General features: G+C 70.1%; 20 protein-coding genes. 3 read left to right on the top strand and 17 right to left on the bottom strand.

Annotation, left to right across the window (positions count from 1 at the left end; genetic code table 11):
* The first annotated feature begins 12 nt into the window (after window positions 1-12).
* Both MRBLWO14_RS10180 and MRBLWO14_RS10175 read left to right on the top strand, forming a co-directional pair.
* Window positions 13-327 (top strand): DUF2470 domain-containing protein, encoded by a 315-nt coding sequence (locus MRBLWO14_RS10180; RefSeq protein ID WP_341933038.1) that lies wholly within the window; start codon window positions 13-15, stop codon window positions 325-327.
* Window positions 328-500: 173 nt separating this feature from the next.
* The gene (locus MRBLWO14_RS10175) at window positions 501-1,148 is read left to right on the top strand and encodes a biliverdin-producing heme oxygenase (protein ID WP_341933037.1); all 648 of its coding nucleotides are present in this window, start codon (window positions 501-503) and stop codon (window positions 1,146-1,148) included.
* Window positions 1,149-1,273: 125 nt separating this feature from the next.
* On the opposite strand, the gene MRBLWO14_RS10170 is transcribed toward MRBLWO14_RS10175, so the two are convergent.
* Window positions 1,274-2,671 (bottom strand): AAA family ATPase, encoded by a 1,398-nt coding sequence (locus MRBLWO14_RS10170; RefSeq protein ID WP_341933036.1) that lies wholly within the window; start codon window positions 2,669-2,671, stop codon window positions 1,274-1,276.
* A gap of 184 nt (window positions 2,672-2,855) precedes the next feature.
* Here MRBLWO14_RS10170 and MRBLWO14_RS10165 point away from each other — a divergent pair, with 184 nt between their 5' ends.
* The gene (locus MRBLWO14_RS10165; protein ID WP_341933035.1) at window positions 2,856-3,920 is read left to right on the top strand and encodes a hypothetical protein; all 1,065 of its coding nucleotides are present in this window, start codon (window positions 2,856-2,858) and stop codon (window positions 3,918-3,920) included.
* Window positions 3,921-3,932: 12 nt separating this feature from the next.
* On the opposite strand, the gene MRBLWO14_RS10160 is transcribed toward MRBLWO14_RS10165, so the two are convergent.
* The 16 genes from MRBLWO14_RS10160 to MRBLWO14_RS10085 all read right to left on the bottom strand — a co-directional run bounded on the left by MRBLWO14_RS10160 (window position 3,933) and on the right by MRBLWO14_RS10085 (window position 18,734).
* Window positions 3,933-5,942 (bottom strand): cytochrome c oxidase assembly protein, encoded by a 2,010-nt coding sequence (locus tag MRBLWO14_RS10160; RefSeq protein ID WP_341933034.1) that lies wholly within the window; start codon window positions 5,940-5,942, stop codon window positions 3,933-3,935.
* A gap of 84 nt (window positions 5,943-6,026) precedes the next feature.
* The gene (locus MRBLWO14_RS10155; protein WP_050724056.1) at window positions 6,027-6,314 is read right to left on the bottom strand and encodes an HU family DNA-binding protein; all 288 of its coding nucleotides are present in this window, start codon (window positions 6,312-6,314) and stop codon (window positions 6,027-6,029) included.
* Between the two features lie 199 nt (window positions 6,315-6,513).
* Window positions 6,514-7,098 (bottom strand): helix-turn-helix domain-containing protein, encoded by a 585-nt coding sequence (locus MRBLWO14_RS10150; protein ID WP_341933033.1) that lies wholly within the window; start codon window positions 7,096-7,098, stop codon window positions 6,514-6,516.
* Between the two features lie 212 nt (window positions 7,099-7,310).
* Window positions 7,311-8,135: a type IV toxin-antitoxin system AbiEi family antitoxin domain-containing protein gene (locus tag MRBLWO14_RS10145; protein ID WP_341933032.1), complete on the bottom strand. Its 825-nt coding sequence runs from the start codon at window positions 8,133-8,135 to the stop codon at window positions 7,311-7,313.
* Window positions 8,136-8,429: 294 nt separating this feature from the next.
* Window positions 8,430-8,735, bottom strand: a complete 306-nt coding sequence (rpsN, locus tag MRBLWO14_RS10140) for a 30S ribosomal protein S14 (protein WP_067195802.1) — start codon at window positions 8,733-8,735, stop codon at window positions 8,430-8,432.
* A 3-nt stretch (window positions 8,736-8,738) separates the two neighbouring features.
* Window positions 8,739-8,909, bottom strand: a complete 171-nt coding sequence (gene rpmG, locus MRBLWO14_RS10135) for a 50S ribosomal protein L33 (protein ID WP_017203558.1) — start codon at window positions 8,907-8,909, stop codon at window positions 8,739-8,741.
* Window positions 8,909-9,145, bottom strand: a complete 237-nt coding sequence (gene rpmB / locus MRBLWO14_RS10130) for a 50S ribosomal protein L28 (protein WP_025102729.1) — start codon at window positions 9,143-9,145, stop codon at window positions 8,909-8,911. Before rpmB ends, rpmG begins: the two co-directional genes overlap by 1 nt.
* 149 nt (window positions 9,146-9,294) lie before the next feature.
* Window positions 9,295-9,990, bottom strand: a complete 696-nt coding sequence (locus MRBLWO14_RS10125) for a DNA-3-methyladenine glycosylase (protein WP_341933031.1) — start codon at window positions 9,988-9,990, stop codon at window positions 9,295-9,297.
* A 5-nt stretch (window positions 9,991-9,995) separates the two neighbouring features.
* The gene (locus tag MRBLWO14_RS10120; RefSeq protein WP_341933030.1) at window positions 9,996-11,720 is read right to left on the bottom strand and encodes a hypothetical protein; all 1,725 of its coding nucleotides are present in this window, start codon (window positions 11,718-11,720) and stop codon (window positions 9,996-9,998) included.
* The gene (locus tag MRBLWO14_RS10115; RefSeq protein WP_341933029.1) at window positions 11,710-12,507 is read right to left on the bottom strand and encodes a TIGR03943 family protein; all 798 of its coding nucleotides are present in this window, start codon (window positions 12,505-12,507) and stop codon (window positions 11,710-11,712) included. The genes MRBLWO14_RS10120 and MRBLWO14_RS10115 overlap by 11 nt, the downstream gene beginning before the upstream one ends.
* A complete protein-coding gene (locus MRBLWO14_RS10110) occupies window positions 12,500-13,441 on the bottom strand; it encodes a permease (protein ID WP_341936188.1) in 942 nt (313 codons plus the stop codon). The genes MRBLWO14_RS10115 and MRBLWO14_RS10110 overlap by 8 nt, the downstream gene beginning before the upstream one ends.
* Window positions 13,442-13,530: 89 nt before the next feature.
* Window positions 13,531-13,947: a transcriptional repressor gene (locus MRBLWO14_RS10105; protein WP_096713480.1), complete on the bottom strand. Its 417-nt coding sequence runs from the start codon at window positions 13,945-13,947 to the stop codon at window positions 13,531-13,533.
* A 127-nt stretch (window positions 13,948-14,074) separates the two neighbouring features.
* Window positions 14,075-14,953 carry a metal ABC transporter permease gene (locus MRBLWO14_RS10100; protein WP_341933028.1) on the bottom strand — a complete coding sequence of 293 codons (879 nt, stop codon included), beginning with the start codon at window positions 14,951-14,953 and terminating at the stop codon, window positions 14,075-14,077.
* Window positions 14,950-15,792 carry a metal ABC transporter ATP-binding protein gene (locus MRBLWO14_RS10095; protein ID WP_341933027.1) on the bottom strand — a complete coding sequence of 281 codons (843 nt, stop codon included), beginning with the start codon at window positions 15,790-15,792 and terminating at the stop codon, window positions 14,950-14,952. The genes MRBLWO14_RS10100 and MRBLWO14_RS10095 overlap by 4 nt, the downstream gene beginning before the upstream one ends.
* On the bottom strand, window positions 15,789-16,814 hold the full coding sequence (locus MRBLWO14_RS10090; protein WP_341933026.1) for a zinc ABC transporter substrate-binding protein: 1,026 nt from the start codon (window positions 16,812-16,814) through the stop codon (window positions 15,789-15,791). Before MRBLWO14_RS10090 ends, MRBLWO14_RS10095 begins: the two co-directional genes overlap by 4 nt.
* Window positions 16,815-17,042: 228 nt before the next feature.
* Window positions 17,043-18,734 carry a glycoside hydrolase family 13 protein gene (locus MRBLWO14_RS10085; RefSeq protein ID WP_341933025.1) on the bottom strand — a complete coding sequence of 564 codons (1,692 nt, stop codon included), beginning with the start codon at window positions 18,732-18,734 and terminating at the stop codon, window positions 17,043-17,045.
* Between the last annotated feature and the right edge of the window lie 35 nt (window positions 18,735-18,769).

The raw sequence follows: 18,769 nt of genomic DNA, 5'->3' as shown, positions 1-18,769 counted from the left end.
AGGGTGATGATCATGCCCCACACCTTCGATGCCGACATCATCGCCGCCGTCCTCCGTCACATGAACGGCGACCACACCGACGACAACATGCTGATCGCCCGGGCGTTCTCCACCGGCGAGGAGGGCGAGGTCACGGGATCGACCATGACCGGCTTCGACGGCGACGGCGGCACGTGGAGCGTGACGCGCGGCGGCACGGCATCCGAGCTGCGCGTCCCGTGGCCGGGCGGCCCCATCACCGAGCGTCCGGCGGTGCGGCGCGAGGTCGTCGCGATCTACGACCTCGCCTGCGCGAAGCTCGGCATCGAGCCGCGGCCCCACGACTGACCCGCGCCGCCTTTCGTTTCGCCGAGCCACCCCCTTCTCGCCGAGCCACCCCCTTCGGCGCGGTGGGAAAGAGGGTGGTTCGATGCGAAGGGGGTGGCTCGGCGTGGGGGTGGGCGCAGGCGGGGCGACATCGAGGGTTTCGCTTCAAGTTAGGCAACCCTTACACTGAGGACATGTCCGAGATCCTCTCCTTCTCCGCCGCCCTCCGTGAGCGCTCCTCCGGTTCGCATTCGCGCAGCGAGGGGGCCGGCTTCATGTCCGATCTGCTCAAGGGCGAGGGCTCCCGCGAGGACTACATCTCCCTCGTCGCGCAGCACTACTTCATCTACGAGGCGCTCGAAGGCGCGGGCGACCGGATGCGTCAGGACCCCGTCGCCTCGGTCTTCCTCAGCGACAAGCTCACCCGCCTCCCGGCCCTCGAGGCGGACCTGGAGTTCCTGCTCGGCGAGGACTGGCGCGAACGCATCAGCCCGCTGCCCACCACCCAGCGCTACGTCGAGCGCATCCGCCAGGTCGGTGCGACCTGGGCCGGCGGCTTCGTCGCCCACCACTACACGCGGTACCTCGGCGACCTGTCGGGCGGCATCTTCATCGGCCGGGTCATGGCGCGCCGCTTCGGCTTCGAGACCAACGGGATCGGCTTCTACCTGTTCGACGACATCGCCGACCCGAACGCCTTCAAGGACGTCTACCGCGAGCAGCTCGACGCCGCACCCTGGGATGACGCGGAGCGCGAGCGCGTCATCGACGAGGTCCTGCTCGCCTACCGCTTCAACACCGAGCTCTTCGAGGATCTCGACCGGGCGCGCGTCGCCGCCTGACGTCGGTCACCGCGTTTCGTCTCGCTCCGCTCGCTCGACGACCTCTCGGGTTGTTGGGCGCGGTCCGGGTCGTTGCGCGAGGAGCGCAGCGACGAGACGAAACGCGCCACGACCTCTCGGACGCCTCAGGCCTTCCCGACCTCCGGGGTCGACCGCGCGATCCACGCGTCGCGCATGAAGCGCCGCACGTCCTCGTCGACGCGGATGTCGCTCGGGCGCAGCGGCCGCGAGAGGTACAGCCCATCAAGCGAGGTCAGCCGGGAGAGCGCGACGTACGTCTGACCGGGCGCGAACGCCCCCGATCCGAGATCCACGATCGCCCGGTCGTACGTCTTGCCCTGCGACTTGTGGATCGTCACGGCCCACGCCAGACGCAGCGGGAACTGCGTGAACTCGGCGATCACGTCACGCGTCAGCTTCTTCGTGGTGGGCTCGTACGAGTATCGGAATCGCTCCCAGACGGCAGGCTCGACGTCGACCTCCTCGCCGTCGATCTCGACGCGCACGGTCTCGCCGAGGATGCGCACGACCGTGCCGATCGTGCCGTTGACCCACCGCGGCGGCTCCCCCGACATCGACGTGTCGTTGCGCAGGAACATCACCTGGGCACCGACCTTGAGCTTGAGCTCGGTCTCGGCGGGCAGCGACGCCTCCCCGCGGCCGAACTCGCCGTTGATCTCGGCCTTCGCCGACTGCTCCTTGCCGGGCAGCGCCGCGAGGTGACGGCTGTTGATGCCGTTCACGATGTCGTTGCGCGTCGCCAGGGTGATCATCGGCACCTCGCCCGGCTCGGGCTCGGGCGGCGTCCGCGCGCCCTGCGCGTTGAGCACCCCGGCGATCTCGGCGGTCACGCGGCCGTAGCGCACGGCGTTCAGCATCGCCTTGAAGCCGTCGTCGGACTGCCGGTGGATCTGCACGAGCTCGCGCACGTGCAGCTCGGCGCGGGTGTCGACCGCGAACAGGGCATCGCCCGAGGATGCTTCCGCATCGCCGCCGTCGAAGCCTGCCCAGACCTTCGCGTCGAAGAACCAGAAGGACCGGTAGTGGTCCTTGACGTAGCGCAGCTCGTCGCCGCGCGGCGGGACCGGCGCCAGCTGGTACGGGTCACCGAACATGACGACCTGCACCCCGCCGAACGGGATGCCGCGCTTGCCGCGCGCCTGGCGGAGCGAGCGGTCGATGGCATCCATGAGGTCGGCGTTCACCATGGAGATCTCGTCGATCACGAGCGTCTCTATCGCGTTGAGGATGCGGCGGGTGTTGTCGTTCTGGTCGATGTCGGAGTCGCCGATCAGACCGATCGGCAACCGGAACAGCGAGTGGATCGTCTGCCCCTCGACGTTGAGGGCGGCGACGCCGGTCGGTGCGCAGATCGCGATCTGCTTCTTGGTGTTCCAGGCGAAATGCTGCAGGAGGGTGGACTTTCCCGTGCCGGCGCGGCCCGTGATGAAGACGTGCTCGCTCGTGTCCTCGATCAGGCGGAACAGCTCCTGCTGCTCTTCTGACAGGGCGGGAAGGGACACGACTCTCTCACAGGGCTGGCGACGGGTGGAAGCGCGGCGATCACGGCCGCGGGGACGCACGCGCGGATGCCGTGCGCACGCTCCCCCATGGTACGTGGCGGCACCGCGCGGCATCCGTCTGACACGGGCGCGACGACGTGGCGACGCTCGGCGTCCCCCCAGCGCTCCCTCCTAGACTTGCGCCATGCAGCAGGTCGAGACGAAGGCGCCCCGGCGCTCCCGTCTCGCTGCCGACCTCGCGCTCCTCGCCGTCGTCGGACTCGTGCTCGTCGCCGCCCTGGCGGCGGGCGGCGCCACACTGTATCAGCAGTTCTACGGCCCGTCCGCGTTCGTCGAGCGGTATCTCGACCTGCTGTCGCAGGGCAAGGCCGCCGACGCGCTCCGCGTGCCCGGTGTGGCCATCGACAGCGAGACGCTGGAGAAGGCGGGCATCCTGGCCACGGCATCCGAAGCCATGCTGCGTCAGGCCGCGCTCGCGCCGCTCTCGGAGGTCGAGATCGTGTCGGAGAAGCCCGAGGGCGACCATATCGCCGTCACCGTCTCGTACCGCGCGGGCGAGCACGACGGCACGACGACGTTCTCGGTCGCCCAGGACGGCTGGGCCGGGGTCACCCCGAACTGGCGCTTCACGACCAGCCCGCTCGCCGTCGTGAACCTCACGCTCCGGGGTGCCGACCGGTTCTCGATCAACGGCTTCGAGGTCGACCGTCGCCAGATCTCGGCCGATGCCGCGCCGCTCGACCCGCTCCCGATGCTCGTGTTCACCCCCGGCATCTACTCCGTGACCGTCGACACCCCGATCTCGACGTCGACGGGGGTGGGCGTGCTCGCCGACACCCCGCTCGCCGTCACGCCTCTCGACGTGCAGACCGAGCCCACCGAGGAGTTCACGGCGGTCGTGCAGCAGCGCGTCGAGGAGTTCCTGACCGCGTGCACCACGCAGGAGGTGCTGCAGCCGACGGCCTGCCCGTTCGGACTGGAGGTGTCGAACCGCATCGCCTCGCTGCCGAAATGGTCGATCGCCGCACAGCCGCAGGTGACGGTCGTCCCCGACGACAACGGTCACTGGAGCATCCCCCCGACGGATGCCGTGGCGCACGTCGAGGTCGAGATCCGCTCCCTGTTCGACGGCAAGGTGCAGGCGATATCCGAGGACGTGCCCTTCCAGGTCAACGGCACCATCACGATCCTGCCCGACGGCTCGGCGTCGATCCGCGTGGGGTCTCCGGACGACGCACCGCAGGACTAGCGCACCGCAGGACTAGCGCGCCGCGCGCTCCGCCTCGCGCCGGTCGCGGTCAGCGAGCTCCGCGAGCCGGGCGTTGTACTCCTCGAGCTCGGCATCGCCCGTGCGGTCGGCGTGCCGGTCGCGGCGCTTCTGCAGCTTGGTGTCGCTGCGGCTCCACTGGATCGCCACGGTGATCGCGAGGATCAGCGTGGGGATCTCTCCGATCGACCACGCGATGCCGCCGCCGATGTACTGATCCTCCATCGGGGAGGGGCCCCAGTCGCGGCCCATCGAGCCGAACCAGTCGGCGACCATCAGACCCTCCTGCATCATCATCGCCATGCCGAAGAACGCGTGCATGGCCATGACGGCGATGAGGGTGATGAGACGTCCCGGGTACGGCAGGCGGTACGGCACGGGGTCGGCCCCGACGAGGCTCATGACGAACAGGTAGCCCGAGATGAGGAAGTGCGCGACCATCCACTCGTGACCGAGGTGCTCGTACATCGACCAGCGCACGAGGTCGGTGAAGTAGAAGGCCCAGAGCGACACGATGAAGATCGCCGCCGCGACGAACGGGTGCGTGACCACCTTCGCGAACGGTGAGTGCACGGCCCACATGATCCACTCGCGACCGCCGCGGGTGCCGTCGTCGCGCTTGTGGATCGCGCGCAGCGCGAGCGTGATCGGCGCGCCCGAGACCAGCAGCAGCGGGATCGCCATCGACAGCATCATGTGCCCGAGCATGTGCACGCTGAAGAGGTACTCCTGGTACGCGTTGATCGGCCCACCGGTCACCCACACGAGCATGAGCACGCCGAGCACCCAGAACACCGTGCGGTGGATCGGCCAGCGGTCGCCGCGCTTCTGCAGGCGGCGGACGCCGGCGAGGTAGAAGAACAGACCGAACCCGGCCGCGACGAGCCAGAGGATGTCGATGTCCCAGGCCGTGAACCAGCGGTCGATCGTGAACTCGGGCGGCAGCGGCGAGCGCGTGAGGTTCTCCGCCGGCGTCTGCACGAAAGCCGCCTCCTCCCCGGTGGGAGGGGGCGTGCGCGCGAGCGCCGCGGCGGCACCGGACGCGAGGCCCATCAGCGCGATCTCGCCGAGCACCAGCATCCAGAACCAGCGCGCCGCCTGCGCGCCGTCGAGGCGCGGGATGAGACGGATGCGGTACCAGGCCCCGAACAGCCCCATGCCGACGAGCAGCACGACCTTGGCGATGAGGATGCCGCCGTACGGCGTCATGAGCTGCGTGATGTCGCCGAGGGCGACCACCGAGCGGGCGAGTCCCGAGACGGCGACGACCACGAACGCGGCGATCGCGAGGCTCGAGTAGCGGGCGACGAGCTTCGCCGTACCGATGTCGGAGCGACCGCGCAGCACGATCACGAGCAGCAGGCCGCCGAGCCAGACCGCTGCGCCGATCGTGTGCAGCAGGATCGAGTTCACCGCCACGTTGTGACCGGACAGCTCGCCGGAGTGCCCCTGCGTGGCGAGGGGGAGGAAGGATGCCGCGGCCAGCACGGCCGTGAGCAGGGTGGGCAGCCAGCTGCGCCAGGCGAACACGAGCACCGTGATGACGGACCCCATGATCGTCGTGATCAGCCACGACTGGCCGAGCGCGGTCTCGAGCAGGAAACGGCCGAGCTGCGCCCCGAACTCCCGCTCGGCGCTCAGCTGCGGGTTGAACGCGGCCATGAAGGTGAGGAAGGCGCTGATGCCGGCGGAGACCGTGAAGACGGCTGCGCCGACGGATGCCGTGTTGAGCGCGACCTCGAAGGACTTCTGCTCCGACCTCAGCGCGAAGAGGGCGAGCACGAGCGAGCCGAGCATGGCAGCGGCGGCGATGTTCATGACGAGCTTGACGACGGGGATCGCCCAGCGCACGAAGGGTCCGGGGTCCTGGAGCAGGAGCGGGGCCGCACCGCCGCCGAGGATCAGGGCGACGACCACGGCGACGAGTCCGCCCGCGAGCAGGATGCCGACGCCGACTGCACGATAGGCAGGGCTCGTCGGGGCTGACACGGCGCGGGAACTCACCCCTCCAGCCTAAGCCGCGTGCCGAGGAGGACGCGCCGAAGGCCGCCCCCGACGGATCGGGAGCGGCCTTCGAGAGGTGCGGTCTTACTTGACGGCAGCCTTGAGCTTGGAACCGGCGGTCACCTTGACGCGCTTGCCGGCCGGGATCTTGATCTCGGCACCGGTCTGCGGGTTGCGGCCCGTGCGAGCGGCGGTCGCGACCTGCTCGAACGAGATCCAGCCCGGGATCGAGACCTTGCTGCCCTTGGCAACAGCGTCGGAGACCGAGGAGAACAGCGCGTCGAGAACGCCCGAGACGGTGGCCTGGCTCTGGCCAGTGGCGGAAGCGATGCTCGCGACGAGCTCGGTCTTGGTGATGGACTTGTCAGCCATGTCATCCTCCAGCGACGGATCCGTCGCATCGTTTGTGGTTCGGCAGACGGGCGCCTGCCGTTGGTCGTGTGACCGCCTTGAATGTACCAACGACGACCCACATTTCCGCGTCATTTCGCGGGTTTTGGGCTTTTCCTTGGCGTGTCGTGGTGCAGATGTGACGAATGTGACGCCTGAGGACGTCCCGTGACGGGCTCGCTCACGCCCCTCGGTGATCGTCGACCACCGCCCGGGCAGTGCGTTCGAAGGCCGGAGCGACGCGGTCCTCGCCGTCGAGATAGCCGCCGACGAGCGCCGCGTCGCGGAGCAGGACGAGGGAAGCCGCGACCTCCGAGGGCTGCCGCAGACCCGCCGCCGCCGCGACCTCTTCGAGGGTCGAGCGGAACCAGTCGCGGTGCTCGGCGATCAGCGTGCGCACCGGTCCTTCGGCGTCGGGATACTCCGCCGCCGCGTTGATGAAGGGGCACCCTCTCGTGTGCCGCTGGCGGATGTCGGCGGCGATCCCGCGGATGACGGCGTCGACGAGGGTCGCCGGGTCCGCGGCATCCGCCCCCGCCTCGTCGAACAGCGACCGGAGCATTCCGTCCTCGTTGCGGAGATAGGCGAGCACGAGGTTCTCCTTGCCGCCGAACTGCTTGTAGAGGGTGGCGCGCGTGACCTCCGCCTCCTCGATGATGCGGTCGACGCCGACCGCATGGATCCCCTCCTCGTAGAAGAGGCGTGTCGCCGTGTCGATCAGGCGGGTGCGCGCGGCACTCGGCCGCCGGTGAGTCGTGGTGTCCATGGTGATCCCTCTCATCGTGGCATCCGTCGTACCGTTCCGCGACGAGGCGATCACGCGGCGCGTAAAGAAGGAGATCACGCGTATCGAAGGACCGGATGCGGCATCCAGTCCTTCGATACGTGTGATCTCCTGCGTTGCGTGCGTGCGGGCGGTCGTGCGGGCGGGGCTGCGTGGGCGGGGCGGGCGGGCGCGGGTGGGGTGGAGCGGGCGCACTACGCCCGGTGTCGCCCCTGGGCCACGGCCTCCATCACGACGGCCTGCACCTCCGGCCACCGTTCCATGACCTGCTCGTATGAGAAACGCAGCACGTGATAGCCGCGGAGCATCAGCCTCGCGTCGTGCTCGATGTCGCGCGTGCGCTGCGCGCCCGTGTGGCTGGCCCCGTCGATCTGGATCACGAGTCTCTCGCCGATGAGGACGTCGACCCGGTGTCCGAGCACCCACGCCTGAGGGACCATGGCCACCCTCAGCCATCGGAGGCGAAAGATGAAGATCGTCTCCAGACCGGAGTCGGAGTACGGACGAGCGCGGCCGAGGAGCTCCCGCGCTGCCGGAGAGAGCGCGAACTGCTCCAGCTGCTCCCGATCGACGGCGCCGCGGTTGAGCGCGGACTCCCACACGACGAGCGCGGTCTCCGTCGGTTGGCACGCAGCCACGAGGGACAGCGTATTGAGGATGCCGTCGACGACGGCATCCGGATCCCGCTCGACGAGCGGAACGGCCCAGTGCACGACCACCCCCTCGGGCACGGCCAGGCGCGCGGCGTTCGGGCGCGCGGCCACGTGGATCGGCCTCGCATCGGGCACCCAGAGGCCATACCGAACAGCCGCGGTGAGACAGCTCAGCACGATACCGCGCGAGGCGGCCCCAACGAGGAGCGGATCCGCATCAGGAAGCGCCACCCACCCGCGACGGATGCGGCGGACGGCGCCGACCTCCTTCGCTCGGCGAAGCGCGTGGGCGCTGACGCCGGCCGAGACGAGCGATGCGGTGCGAGCGACACCGCCGCGGCGGGACAACTCTGCGAGCGGATCCATCGTCCGATTCTGCGACGCCGAACACGGGGCATCCGCGGTCTCCACAGGCTTCGAGGGTCGGGAGAGCCTCGGGCGTACTGGTGCAGAAGGAATGGAACGAAGGAGATCGCACGTATCGAAGGACCGGATGCGGCATCCGATCCTTCGATACGTGCGATCTCCGTCGTTGCGCGTGCGCGCCCGGGGGGGGAGAGGAGCACGTGCGGGGGACAGGACGCGGGCGAGGCAGAGCCCGGGGATGCAGAAGGGGCGAGGATCCGAAGATCCTCGCCCCTTCCGACTGGATGCTGTGGCTTACCAGCTCGACTTGGTCACGCCGGGCAGCTCGCCGCGGTGCGCCATGTCACGGAAGCGGACACGCGAGATGCCGAACTTCGTGAGGACACCACGGGGGCGGCCGTCGATGACGTCGCGCGAGCGCAGGCGGACCGGCGACGCGTTGCGCGGCAGCTTCTGCAGGCCGACGCGAGCGGCCTCGCGGGCCTCGTCCGACGCGTTCGGGTCGACGAGGGTCTTCTTCAGCTCGAGACGACGCTCCGCGTAGCGGTCCACGACTGCCTTGCGCTGCTCGTTGCGAGCGATCTTGCTCTTCTTAGCCATGGATCAACGCTCCTCTCGGAATTCGACGTGCTGACGGATGACCGGGTCGTACTTCTTGAGCACGAGACGGTCGGGGGTGTTGCGGCGGTTCTTCTTCGTCACGTACGTGTAACCCGTACCTGCCGTCGAACGCAGCTTGATGATCGGACGGACGTCCTGAGCCTTCTTGGCCATTAGAGCTTCACACCCTTCGCCTGGAGGTCCTTGACCACGTTCTCGATGCCACGGGCGTCGATCACCTTGATGCCCTTGGCGGACACGTTGAGCGTGATCTTACGACCGAGCGACGGGACGAAATAGGTCTTCTTCTGCACGTTCGGGTCGAAGCGGCGCTTCGTCCGGCGGTGCGAGTGCGAGACGTTGTGACCGAAGCCGGGAACAGCACCGGTCACCTGGCACACTGCTGCCATGATGGTGACTCCTTCATTACCGTGAGGCCGGACGGCCTCACCCAAGATCCCTTGTCTGCACGCCACGGGCCCGTCGACAAGCTCGGGAACCCTGTAGCACGCGAACTGCGCACAGGAGTGTGCGCAGACAAAGAGTCAGTCTAGCACGGTCAGGCTCGCCCGATCGACGCGGCCTGCGCACCCCTCCCCCAGCGGAACGGCGAGACGGTCGGATCGCCGGCGATCCAGAACCGCCACGGGAAGGCGTCGGTACCCGCGACACCGGCGACGCCGACACGAGGCCCCGTCGCGACGTCGAGCACCGGCTCGTCGCGCAGCCACAGCTCCGCCCGCGCGCCCTCCAGCTCGGACCCGGTGACCGCGTCGATGCCGTCGTGCAGCGGATGCCGCAGCCCGGCCGCCTGCCCGAAACGCCCTGGCCCGCGGGCGAGGTCGCGCAGCAGGCGCGACGTGAGCGGCGGCTCGGCACGACGGCGGATGGCGGCGGCATCCACACCGTGCACCACCTCGCCGGCGCGCAGCAGGATCCCGCCCGCCTGACCCTCGGCGCCCGAGACGACGTTCACACAGGAGTGGATGCCGTGGCTGAGGTACACGTACAGGTGCCCCGGCTCGCCCCACATCGTGGCGTTGCGTGCCGTGCGGCCCATGCGGGCGTGCGAACCGGGGTCGGCATGCGGCCCGGTGCCCTGCCCGTGATATGCCTCGACCTCGGTGATCCGCAGGTGCACCGCGGAGCCGGCGACGAGGGTGCGCAGCTCTCCGCCCAGCAACGACGGGGCGACGTCGACCGGCAGGCCGGACAGCTCGGCGCGGGTCGCCCGGTGCACGGCATCCGACGGCATGGTGCTCAGAACTGCGGCGCCGTCTGGCACCACGAGGCGTCGAACCCGGTGAGGGCCACGATCTCGTCGCCCGTGCGCAGGTCGAGCAGATGCGTCTCCATCTTCTCGGGCAGCGGCAGCAGCATGCGGTCGTACGGATTGTCGGTGAGGTCGGGGGCGATCACGACAGCGGCGTACTGGCCGCTGGGCGACGCGCACGCCTGCAGGATCGAATCGGTCGGCCCCACCTCGACGAGGGGGATCGCGGTGCCCTCGTCGTCGACCGTGATGATCGCCTGGCCGGACGGGATGCCGTTCTCATCACGCGCCACGACGTGCCGCAGCGTGCCGCCCGGATAGGGCGTGATCGTCGTCGCCGTGCCGTAGTCGGGGTTCGAGGCGGCGAGCGGCTGCTCCGATCCGTCCGTGAGGTTGAGCTCGACGACCGAGCCGTCGAGCCGCTCGACGATCGCCGTGTACGTGCCGCGGCTGATGCCCTGGATGGTCGTCGCCAGCCCCAGGGACTGGACACCGGCATCCGTCGAGCGGTCGACGAGCGACAGCGCCCCGTCGAAGTCGATGAACAGCACCGCCGAACTGTCGGGCACGAACTGCCAGACGAAGATGTTCGCCTCCTTGCCGCCGACCTCGGTCACCACCGGGTCGTCGTCGCCGCTGAGCGACTGGGTGACGAGGACGCTCGCTCGCCCCTCGGTGTCGCTGAGCTCGCGGTCGGAGTAGCTGTAGCCGACGTACCCGCCGCGGTCGGAGACCTGGATCGCGCCGACGTATCCGTCACCGGGGAGCTTCAGCTCACGCGGATCGGAACCGTCGCGCTTCATGACGAGGAGCTTCGACCCCTCGTCCTCTTCGACCGAGACGACCAGCTGCGTCGACGTCGCGCGGAAGTCGTTGATCTTGTCGGCGGCGTACACCGGCACGGCGTTCTCACCCGTCAGATCGGTGCGGAAGATCGTGTCGTCGCCGTCGGCATCGCGCCGCAGCAGGAAGATGCTCGACGACGGCGTCGTGAAACTCGTCGTCAGCGTCGTCGACGGACCGCCGCCGGCTCCGGTCGCGTCGGCGATGCGCACCGTGTACTCGGTGGCGTCGTCGAGGGGGACCGTGAAGCGGATGCCGACACCGCGCCCTGCCGCATCGAGCGTGAACGGAACAGCCGGTTCGACCGTCACCTGCGACTCGTCGATCGCCGACAGCGCCTGGTTCGTGGTGAGGATCACACGACTGCCCGACGTCTCGATCGCCTGCTCGGGGTTCACCTGCACCTCGGTGATCCGCGGGCCCTGCGTCAGGCTCACGAAGCCGAGGCCCGCGCCCACCAGGACGAGGATGCCGAGCACGGCCCCGAGCGCGACGAGGAAGCGGCGATTGCGGGGCGGTGCTTCGGCGGGGGTCGGACGGTCGGTCGTCGCGGGCGGCGGAGGTGAGTAGACACGCGGTTCCGGCGACGGGGCGGCGTCGGGCGGAACCCCGTGCGTGTCGTCTCGGTCGGCTGCGCCGTCCTCGCTCAACGACCCGCGGGAAGTGACGTCGGCCTCGCGGGCCTCCGCCTCGCGGGCGGCCGCCTCGCGGGCCTCCGCCTCGCCGGCCTCCGCCTCGCCGGCCTCCGCCTCGCGGGCCTCCGCCTCGCGGGCCTCCGCCTCGCGGGCCTCCGCCTCGCGGGCGGCCGCCTCGCGGGCGGCGCGCATCTCGGCGCGGGTGCGCGGGACGGGCGGCTCGTCAGTACTCATACGGGTCCCCGGGCTCGTCGATGGGCTGCACCGAGGTCGGGTCGACGTGCAGACGGCCGTCGGCATCCGCCTTCACGGTGCCCTCGACCTGCACCCACTGTCCGGTCTTGAACTCGCCCGCGTCGATCGTGACGGGCAGCGTCGCCGTCTGCGCGTCGATCACGCAGTGCGTGATGACGAGCCGTGTGAGGTTCACGCCGTCGGCATCCGCCGGGGTGACGAACCCGGTGAGCGACACGGCCTTGCCGTCGTAGGCGGCGGTGTTCGTGGCGGACGCGAACACGCTCGCCCAGTCGCCCACGCCGAACGTCGAGGTGTCGGCGACGCCCAGCGTCACGTCGTCGGCACCGACGAAGAGCGCGGTCTGCTCCCCCGCGCGCGACATCGCGAGCTCGACCGACAGGGAGGCGGGAGGGAGCACGAGTGCGGCGACCACGACACCCGACGCGATCACGCCGCCGGCGACCGTGCCGGCCGTCGCCAAAGCGCGGCGGGCGGAGGGCCGCGCCCCCTCGGCATCCGCATTGTCCGATCCGTGATCGTGAGATCCGTGATCGTGTCCGTGGTCGGTCTCGGCGCCGAGCGGCAGCGTGCACGACCAGATCGCGGCGGCGAGGGTCACGACGGCGGCGGCGCAGGCGAACCACACCGACTCGGGGCTGATGTAGAGGGTGAGGCGTCCGGTCACGCCGAGGCCGAGCGTGACGATGGAGACGACGGTCGCGAGCCCCACACCCAGCCAGCGGGTGCCGAGGGCTCGGCGGCGCGAGACGGACTGCTCAGACAAAGACGTTCACCCCGATCCCGATGGCGAAGGCGGCGAGCACGACCACGCCGACGATTCCGGCGAGCGTACGGGTCGTGAAGGTGGTGCGCATGAGCGCGAGCATCTTCACGTCGACGAGCGGCCCGACGAGCAGGAACGCGACGATCGCTCCCGACGAGAACGTCGAGGCGAACGAGAGGGCGAAGAACGCATCCACGTTCGAGCAGATCGCGACGGTCATGGCGAGCGCCATCATCGCGACGATCGACAGCACGGGGTTGGATCCGATCGCGAGGAGCAGCTCCCGTGGGATGAGCACCTGCACCGCACCGGCCAGGGCGGATCCGATGATGAGCGCCGGCATGACCGCGCGCAGTTCGACGAGGAACTGCGTGAGGCTGCGGCGCACCGGGGTGCCGGGCTCGTGCGTGACCCGCTCGCACGTGTCGACGAAGCGCTGCGTCAGCAGCGAGTCGGGCGAGGGGTGTCGGCTGTAGATCCAGCCGATGAGGTTCGCGATGAGGTATCCGCCGATGAGACGGGCGACGAGGATGCCGTCGTCGAACCCGAACGCCGCGTGCGTCGTGAGGATCACGATCGGGTTCACGATCGGAGCCGCGATGAGGAATGTGAGCGCCTCGGCCGGGGCGAGCCCGCGCATCATGAGTCCGCGGGCGAAGGGCACGTTGCCGCACTCGCAGACCGGGATCAGCATGCCCAGCAGCGACAGCACGGCGCGGCGCGCCCACGCGCGTCGCGGGAGCCAGCGGTGGATGACGTCGGACGGCAGCCACACCTGCACCACGATCGACAGCAGCACGCCGAGGATGACGAAGGGCAGCGCCTCGATCAGCACGCTGAGCGCGAGGGTCAGGCCGTCCTGTGCCCGGCTGGGCAGCGCCGCGTCGTAGAGGTTCGGGAGGAACGCGTCGACGAGGAACAGCGCCGCGACGATGCCGGCGCCGAGGGCGACGCCGATCCAGGGCGACCGCGGCGGCCTGACGGGCCCGTGCGAGTGCGCCGTCCGGGTCGGGGCCTGCGCCGTCACGCGATCGCTGCCTCTTCTGCGGCGCGCTTGTTGGTGCACGGGGCGCACAGTCCGAAGATGTCGACCACGTGCGCGGCGTCCGTGAATCCGTGCAGGGCTGCCGTGCGATGCGCCCACTGCTCGACGTCCTTCGCCTCGATCTCGACGGTGAGACCGCAGTTGCGGCAGATCAGGTGGTGGTGATGACCCTGCGTCGTGCAGGCGCGGTACAGCGCCTCGCCCTCGGGGCTCTGCAGCGAATCGGCGTCGCCGGAAGCGGCGAGGCCGGCGAGCGCGCGGTACACGGTGGCGAGGCCGATTCCCGTGTTGTCGTCGCGCAGCGAAGCGTGCAGGCTCTGGGCGCTCACGAATCCGCGCGCGTCGGCGAGCGCTTCGCGCACGCGTTCGCGCTGCCAGGTGTTCCGCTGAGCCATACCCACGATTCTAGGCGCGCGGCCCTTGTCGGGGGCTGGGAGCCGCTGCGGGACGCATTCGAATCGCTCAACTGGCAATTTCGGGGGTCGGATCGTTGCCAGTCAAGCGATTCGAAAGCGGAGGAGACTATGTCCGGACCCGGCGCACCCCTCCGCGCACCCGCTGGATGATCCAGCACACGACGTAGATCGTGAACGACAGGGTCGTGATGTACGGGCTCACCGGCAGGGTGCCGGCCAGCGCGAGCAGGATGCCGCCCACCGCCGACACGAATCCGAACAGCGCCGCGAGCAGCGGCACCGCGACGGGTCCGGCGGTCACGCGCATCGCGGCGGCGGCCGGCGTCACGAGCAGAGCCATCACGAGCAGCGCGCCGATGATGTGCACGCTGACCGCGACGATGAGGCCGAGCAGCACCATGAACAGCAGGCTCACCGCGCGGGTGGGCACGCCGCGCGCCGCGGCCGATTCAGGATCGAGCGAGTCGAAGCGCAGCGGGTGCCACATGAGCAGCAGACCGAGCAGCACCACGATGCTGATGCCGAGCAGCCAGCCCAGGTCGGGGCTCGAGACGGAGACGATCTGCCCCGTCAGCAGGCTGAAGCGGTTCGCGCTGCGGCCGTCGTAGAGAGACAGGAACAGGATGCCGAGACCGAGACCGAACGGCATCAGCACGCCGACGATCGAGTTGCGGTCCCTCGCCTTCGCGCCGAGGATGCCGATGAGAACGGCCGCGACGAGCGCTCCGCCCAGCGAGCCGGCGACGACGCTGCCGCCGAACAGCAGGGCCGCGGCGGCGCCCGCGAACGACAGCTCGCTGACACCGTGCACGGCGAACGCGAGGTCGCGCTGCATCACGAAGACGCCGATGAGTCCGCCGACGATGCCGAGCACCGCGCCCGCGACGATCGAGTTGGCGAGCAGCGCGACGAGGTCGCCGTAGTCCTGGAACGAGAACACGTCGCTCCAGTCCACGGTCTGGACGATGCCGGTGACGGCGGTCATGCGTGGGCCTCGTGATCGTGGTCGTGGTGGGGCTCGGCATCCGGCACTCCGACGACGACCAGCCGGTCGCCGGCGCGCAGCACGAACACGGGTGTGCCGTAGAGCTCGGTGAGCACGCGGGTCTGCAGCACCTCCTCGGGGGTGCCCAGCACGAAGCGGCCGCCGGCGATGTAGAGGATGCGGTCGACGCGGCCGAGGATCGGATTGATGTCGTGGGTGACGAACAGCACGGCGGCGTCGCGCTCACGGCGCTGCCGGTCGATGATGTCGGTCACGGCGACCTGGTTCGCGAGGTCGAGGTTTGACAGCGGTTCGTCGCACAGCAGCAGCGACGGCTCGTCGGCGAGCGCCTGTCCGACCCGGAGGCGCTGCTGCTCTCCACCCGAGAGCAGCCCCACCCGCCGGCCGGCGAAGTGCGAGGCGCCGACCGCGCGCAGCAGCTCGTCGACCTTGGCTTTGTCGCCGCGGTGGGGCACGGGGAATCCGAACCGGCTGCCCTGCACGCCGAGGGCGACGAGGTCGCGCGCCCGCATGCTGGTGTCGGGAGCGAGGGTGCGCTGCTGGGGCACGTAGCCGATGCGGCGATTGCCCTTGCGCACGGGCCCGCCCGAGACGCGGATCTCTCCGGCCGACAGCGGCTGCAGGCCCAGGATGCTGCGCAGCAGCGTGGTCTTGCCCGACCCCGACGGCCCGAGCACGGCGATGAACTCGCCCGGCTCGACGGTCAGGTCGAGACCGGACCACAGTTCGCGGTCGCCGCGCTGCAGGGCGGCGCCGCGCACCTCCAGGACGGGCGTGCGCGGCGCGGGGCCTGCGGTCGTGTCGGCGGCGCCGCTCACGACTGGAGCGCGTCGGCGAGGCTCTGGATCGCGTCACTCATCCACTCAGAGTACGACGATCCCTCGGGCAGCAGCTCCGTGAACGCGACGAGCGGAATACCGGCATCCGTCGCAGCATCCTCGACGCGCTGCGTCTCGGCGCCACCCGTCTGCGCGTTGGTCAGCACCGCGCGCACGTCTCCCGCGGAGATCACGTCGAGGGTCGCGAGCAGCGTGGCCGGGGCCACGTCGGTGCCCTCCTCCACGGACTCGGCGAAGCCCTCGGGCGTGACGTCGGTGAGGCCGGCCGCCGCGGCGATGTAGCCGGGCAGCGGTTCGGTGATGATGACGTTCGCTCCCGCAGCATCCGTCTTCAGGGTCTCGAGGTCGGCCTCGAACCCCTCGAGGTCGGCGACGATCTTGTCGGCGTTCGCGGTGAAGTCGTCCTTGCCGTCGGGGTCGAGCTCCGACAGCTCGTCGGCGATCGCCTCGACGACGTGCACCATCGTGTGCGGGTCGAACCAGACGTGCTCGTTGAAGCCCTCGATGTGGTTGTGACCCTCGTGGCCCTCTTTCCCGTCGGCGTGCTCGTGGTCGTGGCCCTCGTCCTCCGTGGCGGCCTCGTCGCCGTGGTCGTGGCTCTCCTCGTCGTCGGCGTGGTCATGGCCCTCGTTGCCCGGGTAGTCGTGCGAGTACTCGACGGCCGTGACGACGTGCGGATCCTGCGCGTCCTGCAGCAGCGTGTCGATGAAGGAGTCGTATCCGCCGCCGTTCTCGATCACGAGGTCGGCCTTCTGCACCGTGAGGCGGTCGCGCGCCGAGGCCTCGTACGAGTGCGGGTCCTGCGTGGCCGACGTGATGATCGACTCGACCTCGACGCGATCGCCGCCGATCTGCGCGGCCAGCGAGCCGTAGACGTTGGTGCTCGCGACGACCGTGATGCCGTCGTCGCCGCCCTCTCCCGCGGCCGGGGTGGTGGAGCATCCGGCCAGCGATAGGGCGGCGACGGATGCGAGGGCGAGGGCGACGACGGGCTTCTTCATGCTTTCACTCTAAGCGCTAATGAGAACCATTATCAAATCGCGCCGCTGCGGGGGCGTTCCGCACGCCCGGGCCTGCCCTGTTGGCATCGAGACCCACCTCGCGCGCCGAGACCCACCACCCGCGGCGTCCGGGGTGGTGGGTCTCGACGGGGGTGATGGGTCTCGGCGCCGCGCGGGGGGCGGGGCGGGGCGGCCGCGGGGCGGCGGCGCCGGGCGGCCGGGCGGGCGTCAGACCACGACACCCTGCGGCGCGAGCCAGACCGTCGAGTCCGCGGGCACGGCCCCCTCGACGAGCGTGCCCAGGACGAGGTCGTCGGCCTCCGCGCCCAGGTCGAACGGCTCCGAGCCGAAGTTCGTCACGATCTGCCAGCCGTTCGGCCGCGCGAAGCGCAGGACGTCGGCACGCCCTGTCTCGACCCACTCCAGGCTCTCGTCCGTCTGCAGCAGGCGACGGAGCCGCAGCGCCTCACGGTACAGCGCGAGGGTCGACGACGGATCCGTCTCCTCGACGTCGACGGCGTACTCGGCGAACCACTCCGGCTGCGGCAGATGCGCGTCGCCGGCGCCGAAGCCGAACGACGGACCGGATGCCGTCCACGGCAGCGGCACGCGGCATCCGTCCCTTCCGAGGCCGTCGAAATCGGCGCCGCGGAAGAACGACGGATCCTGGCGCTGCTCCGGTCCGATCTCCGCGACCTCCTGCAGCCCGAGCTCCTCACCCTGGTACAGGTACGTGCTGCCGGGCAGACCGAGCAGCAGCAGCGTCGCGGCGTGCGCCCGACGCAGCCCGCGCTCGCGGTCGAGCTGATCGGCCGGTCCGCCCGCGGCCACCCACTCGACACCCTGCTTGACGCCCTTGCGCCCGTTGAGCGGAGCGAGGCCGTAGCGGGTGGCGTGACGCGTGACGTCGTGGTTCGACAGCACCCACGTCGTCGACGACCCCGTGATGCGCGCCTGCGCGAGGTTGTCGGTGATGACCGTGCGGAACTGCTCCGCGTCGAAGTCGGCGACGAGCAGGTCGAAGTTGAACGCCTGGCCCAGACCCTCGGCCGAGGCGTAGCGCGCGCGGCGCTCCGGGGTGCTCACCCACGCCTCGGCGACAGCCGTGCGGGGCGGGTCGTACTCGTTGAACACTCGCCGCCACTCGGCGTAGATCTCGTGCACGTCGTCGCGGTCGTGCAGCGGGTGGTTGCCGTCGTGCGGCAGTGCGTCGAGCTCGGCGGTGCTGGGCAGCGGCTCGCTGAGATCCTTGGTCAGCATGTGCGCCACGTCGATGCGGAAGCCGTCCACCCCTCGGTCCGACCAGAAGCGCAGCGTCGTGAGGAAGTCTGCTCGCACCTCCGGGTGATCCCAGTTCAGGTCGGGCTGCTCCGGCGCGAAGCTGTGCAGGTACCACTGGCCGTCCTCGACGCGCTCCCACGCCGACCCGCCGAACGCGGCGGTCCAGTCGGTCGGCGGCTCGTCGCCGTCCGGCCCGGAGCCCTCGCGGAAGATGTACCGCTCCCGCGCGGCCGATCCGCGTCCGGCGGCGAGCGCCTCTTGGAACCACTCGTGCAGGTCGGAGCTGTGGTTCGGCACGATGTCGACGACGACGCGGATGCCGCGCTCGTGCAGTGCCGCGACCATCTCGTCGAAGTCGGCGAGCGTGCCCAGCCGCGGGTCGACGTCGCGGTAGTCCGCCACGTCGTATCCGCCGTCGGCGAGCGCCGAGGGGTAGAACGGACTGAGCCAGACGGCGTCGATCCCGAGCTCGGCGAGGTAGTCGGCGCGAGAGACGATGCCGGGGATGTCGCCCAGGCCGTCGCCGTTCGCGTCGGCGAAGCTGCGGGGGTAGATCTGGTACACGATCGCCTGACGCCACCAGGCCGCCGTGACGTCGGAGTGGTCGTTGCGGGTCTCGGTGAGAGTCGCATCGGTCATGAGAGGGTGGTGCTCCTTCTTTCGGTGGTTCGGAT

It is taken from the genome of Microbacterium sp. LWO14-1.2 (genome assembly GCF_038397715.1).
Taxonomy (GTDB): domain Bacteria; phylum Actinomycetota; class Actinomycetes; order Actinomycetales; family Microbacteriaceae; genus Microbacterium.
Note: the sequence above shows the minus strand (reverse complement) of the source record. Positions and strands in the feature narration are given on the sequence as shown.

Bases quoted from the DNA above. Each gene is read 5' to 3' on its own strand.
- MRBLWO14_RS10180 (WP_341933038.1), top strand. From the start codon at position 13: ATGCCCCACACCTTCGATGCCGACATCATCGCCGCCGTCCTCCGTCAC.
- MRBLWO14_RS10175 (WP_341933037.1), top strand. From the start codon at position 501: ATGTCCGAGATCCTCTCCTTCTCCGCCGCCCTCCGTGAGCGCTCCTCC.
- MRBLWO14_RS10165 (WP_341933035.1), top strand. From the start codon at position 2,856: ATGCAGCAGGTCGAGACGAAGGCGCCCCGGCGCTCCCGTCTCGCTGCC.
- MRBLWO14_RS10155 (WP_050724056.1), bottom strand. From the start codon at position 6,314: ATGGCTGACAAGTCCATCACCAAGACCGAGCTCGTCGCGAGCATCGCT.
- MRBLWO14_RS10150 (WP_341933033.1), bottom strand. From the start codon at position 7,098: ATGGACACCACGACTCACCGGCGGCCGAGTGCCGCGCGCACCCGCCTG.
- MRBLWO14_RS10145 (WP_341933032.1), bottom strand. From the start codon at position 8,135: ATGGATCCGCTCGCAGAGTTGTCCCGCCGCGGCGGTGTCGCTCGCACC.
- rpsN (WP_067195802.1), bottom strand. From the start codon at position 8,735: ATGGCTAAGAAGAGCAAGATCGCTCGCAACGAGCAGCGCAAGGCAGTC.
- rpmG (WP_017203558.1), bottom strand. From the start codon at position 8,909: ATGGCCAAGAAGGCTCAGGACGTCCGTCCGATCATCAAGCTGCGTTCG.
- rpmB (WP_025102729.1), bottom strand. From the start codon at position 9,145: ATGGCAGCAGTGTGCCAGGTGACCGGTGCTGTTCCCGGCTTCGGTCAC.
- MRBLWO14_RS10125 (WP_341933031.1), bottom strand. From the start codon at position 9,990: ATGCCGTCGGATGCCGTGCACCGGGCGACCCGCGCCGAGCTGTCCGGC.
- MRBLWO14_RS10120 (WP_341933030.1), bottom strand. From the start codon at position 11,720: ATGAGTACTGACGAGCCGCCCGTCCCGCGCACCCGCGCCGAGATGCGC.
- MRBLWO14_RS10105 (WP_096713480.1), bottom strand. From the start codon at position 13,947: ATGGCTCAGCGGAACACCTGGCAGCGCGAACGCGTGCGCGAAGCGCTC.
- MRBLWO14_RS10100 (WP_341933028.1), bottom strand. From the start codon at position 14,953: ATGACCGCCGTCACCGGCATCGTCCAGACCGTGGACTGGAGCGACGTG.
- MRBLWO14_RS10090 (WP_341933026.1), bottom strand. From the start codon at position 16,814: ATGAAGAAGCCCGTCGTCGCCCTCGCCCTCGCATCCGTCGCCGCCCTA.
- MRBLWO14_RS10085 (WP_341933025.1), bottom strand. From the start codon at position 18,734: ATGACCGATGCGACTCTCACCGAGACCCGCAACGACCACTCCGACGTC.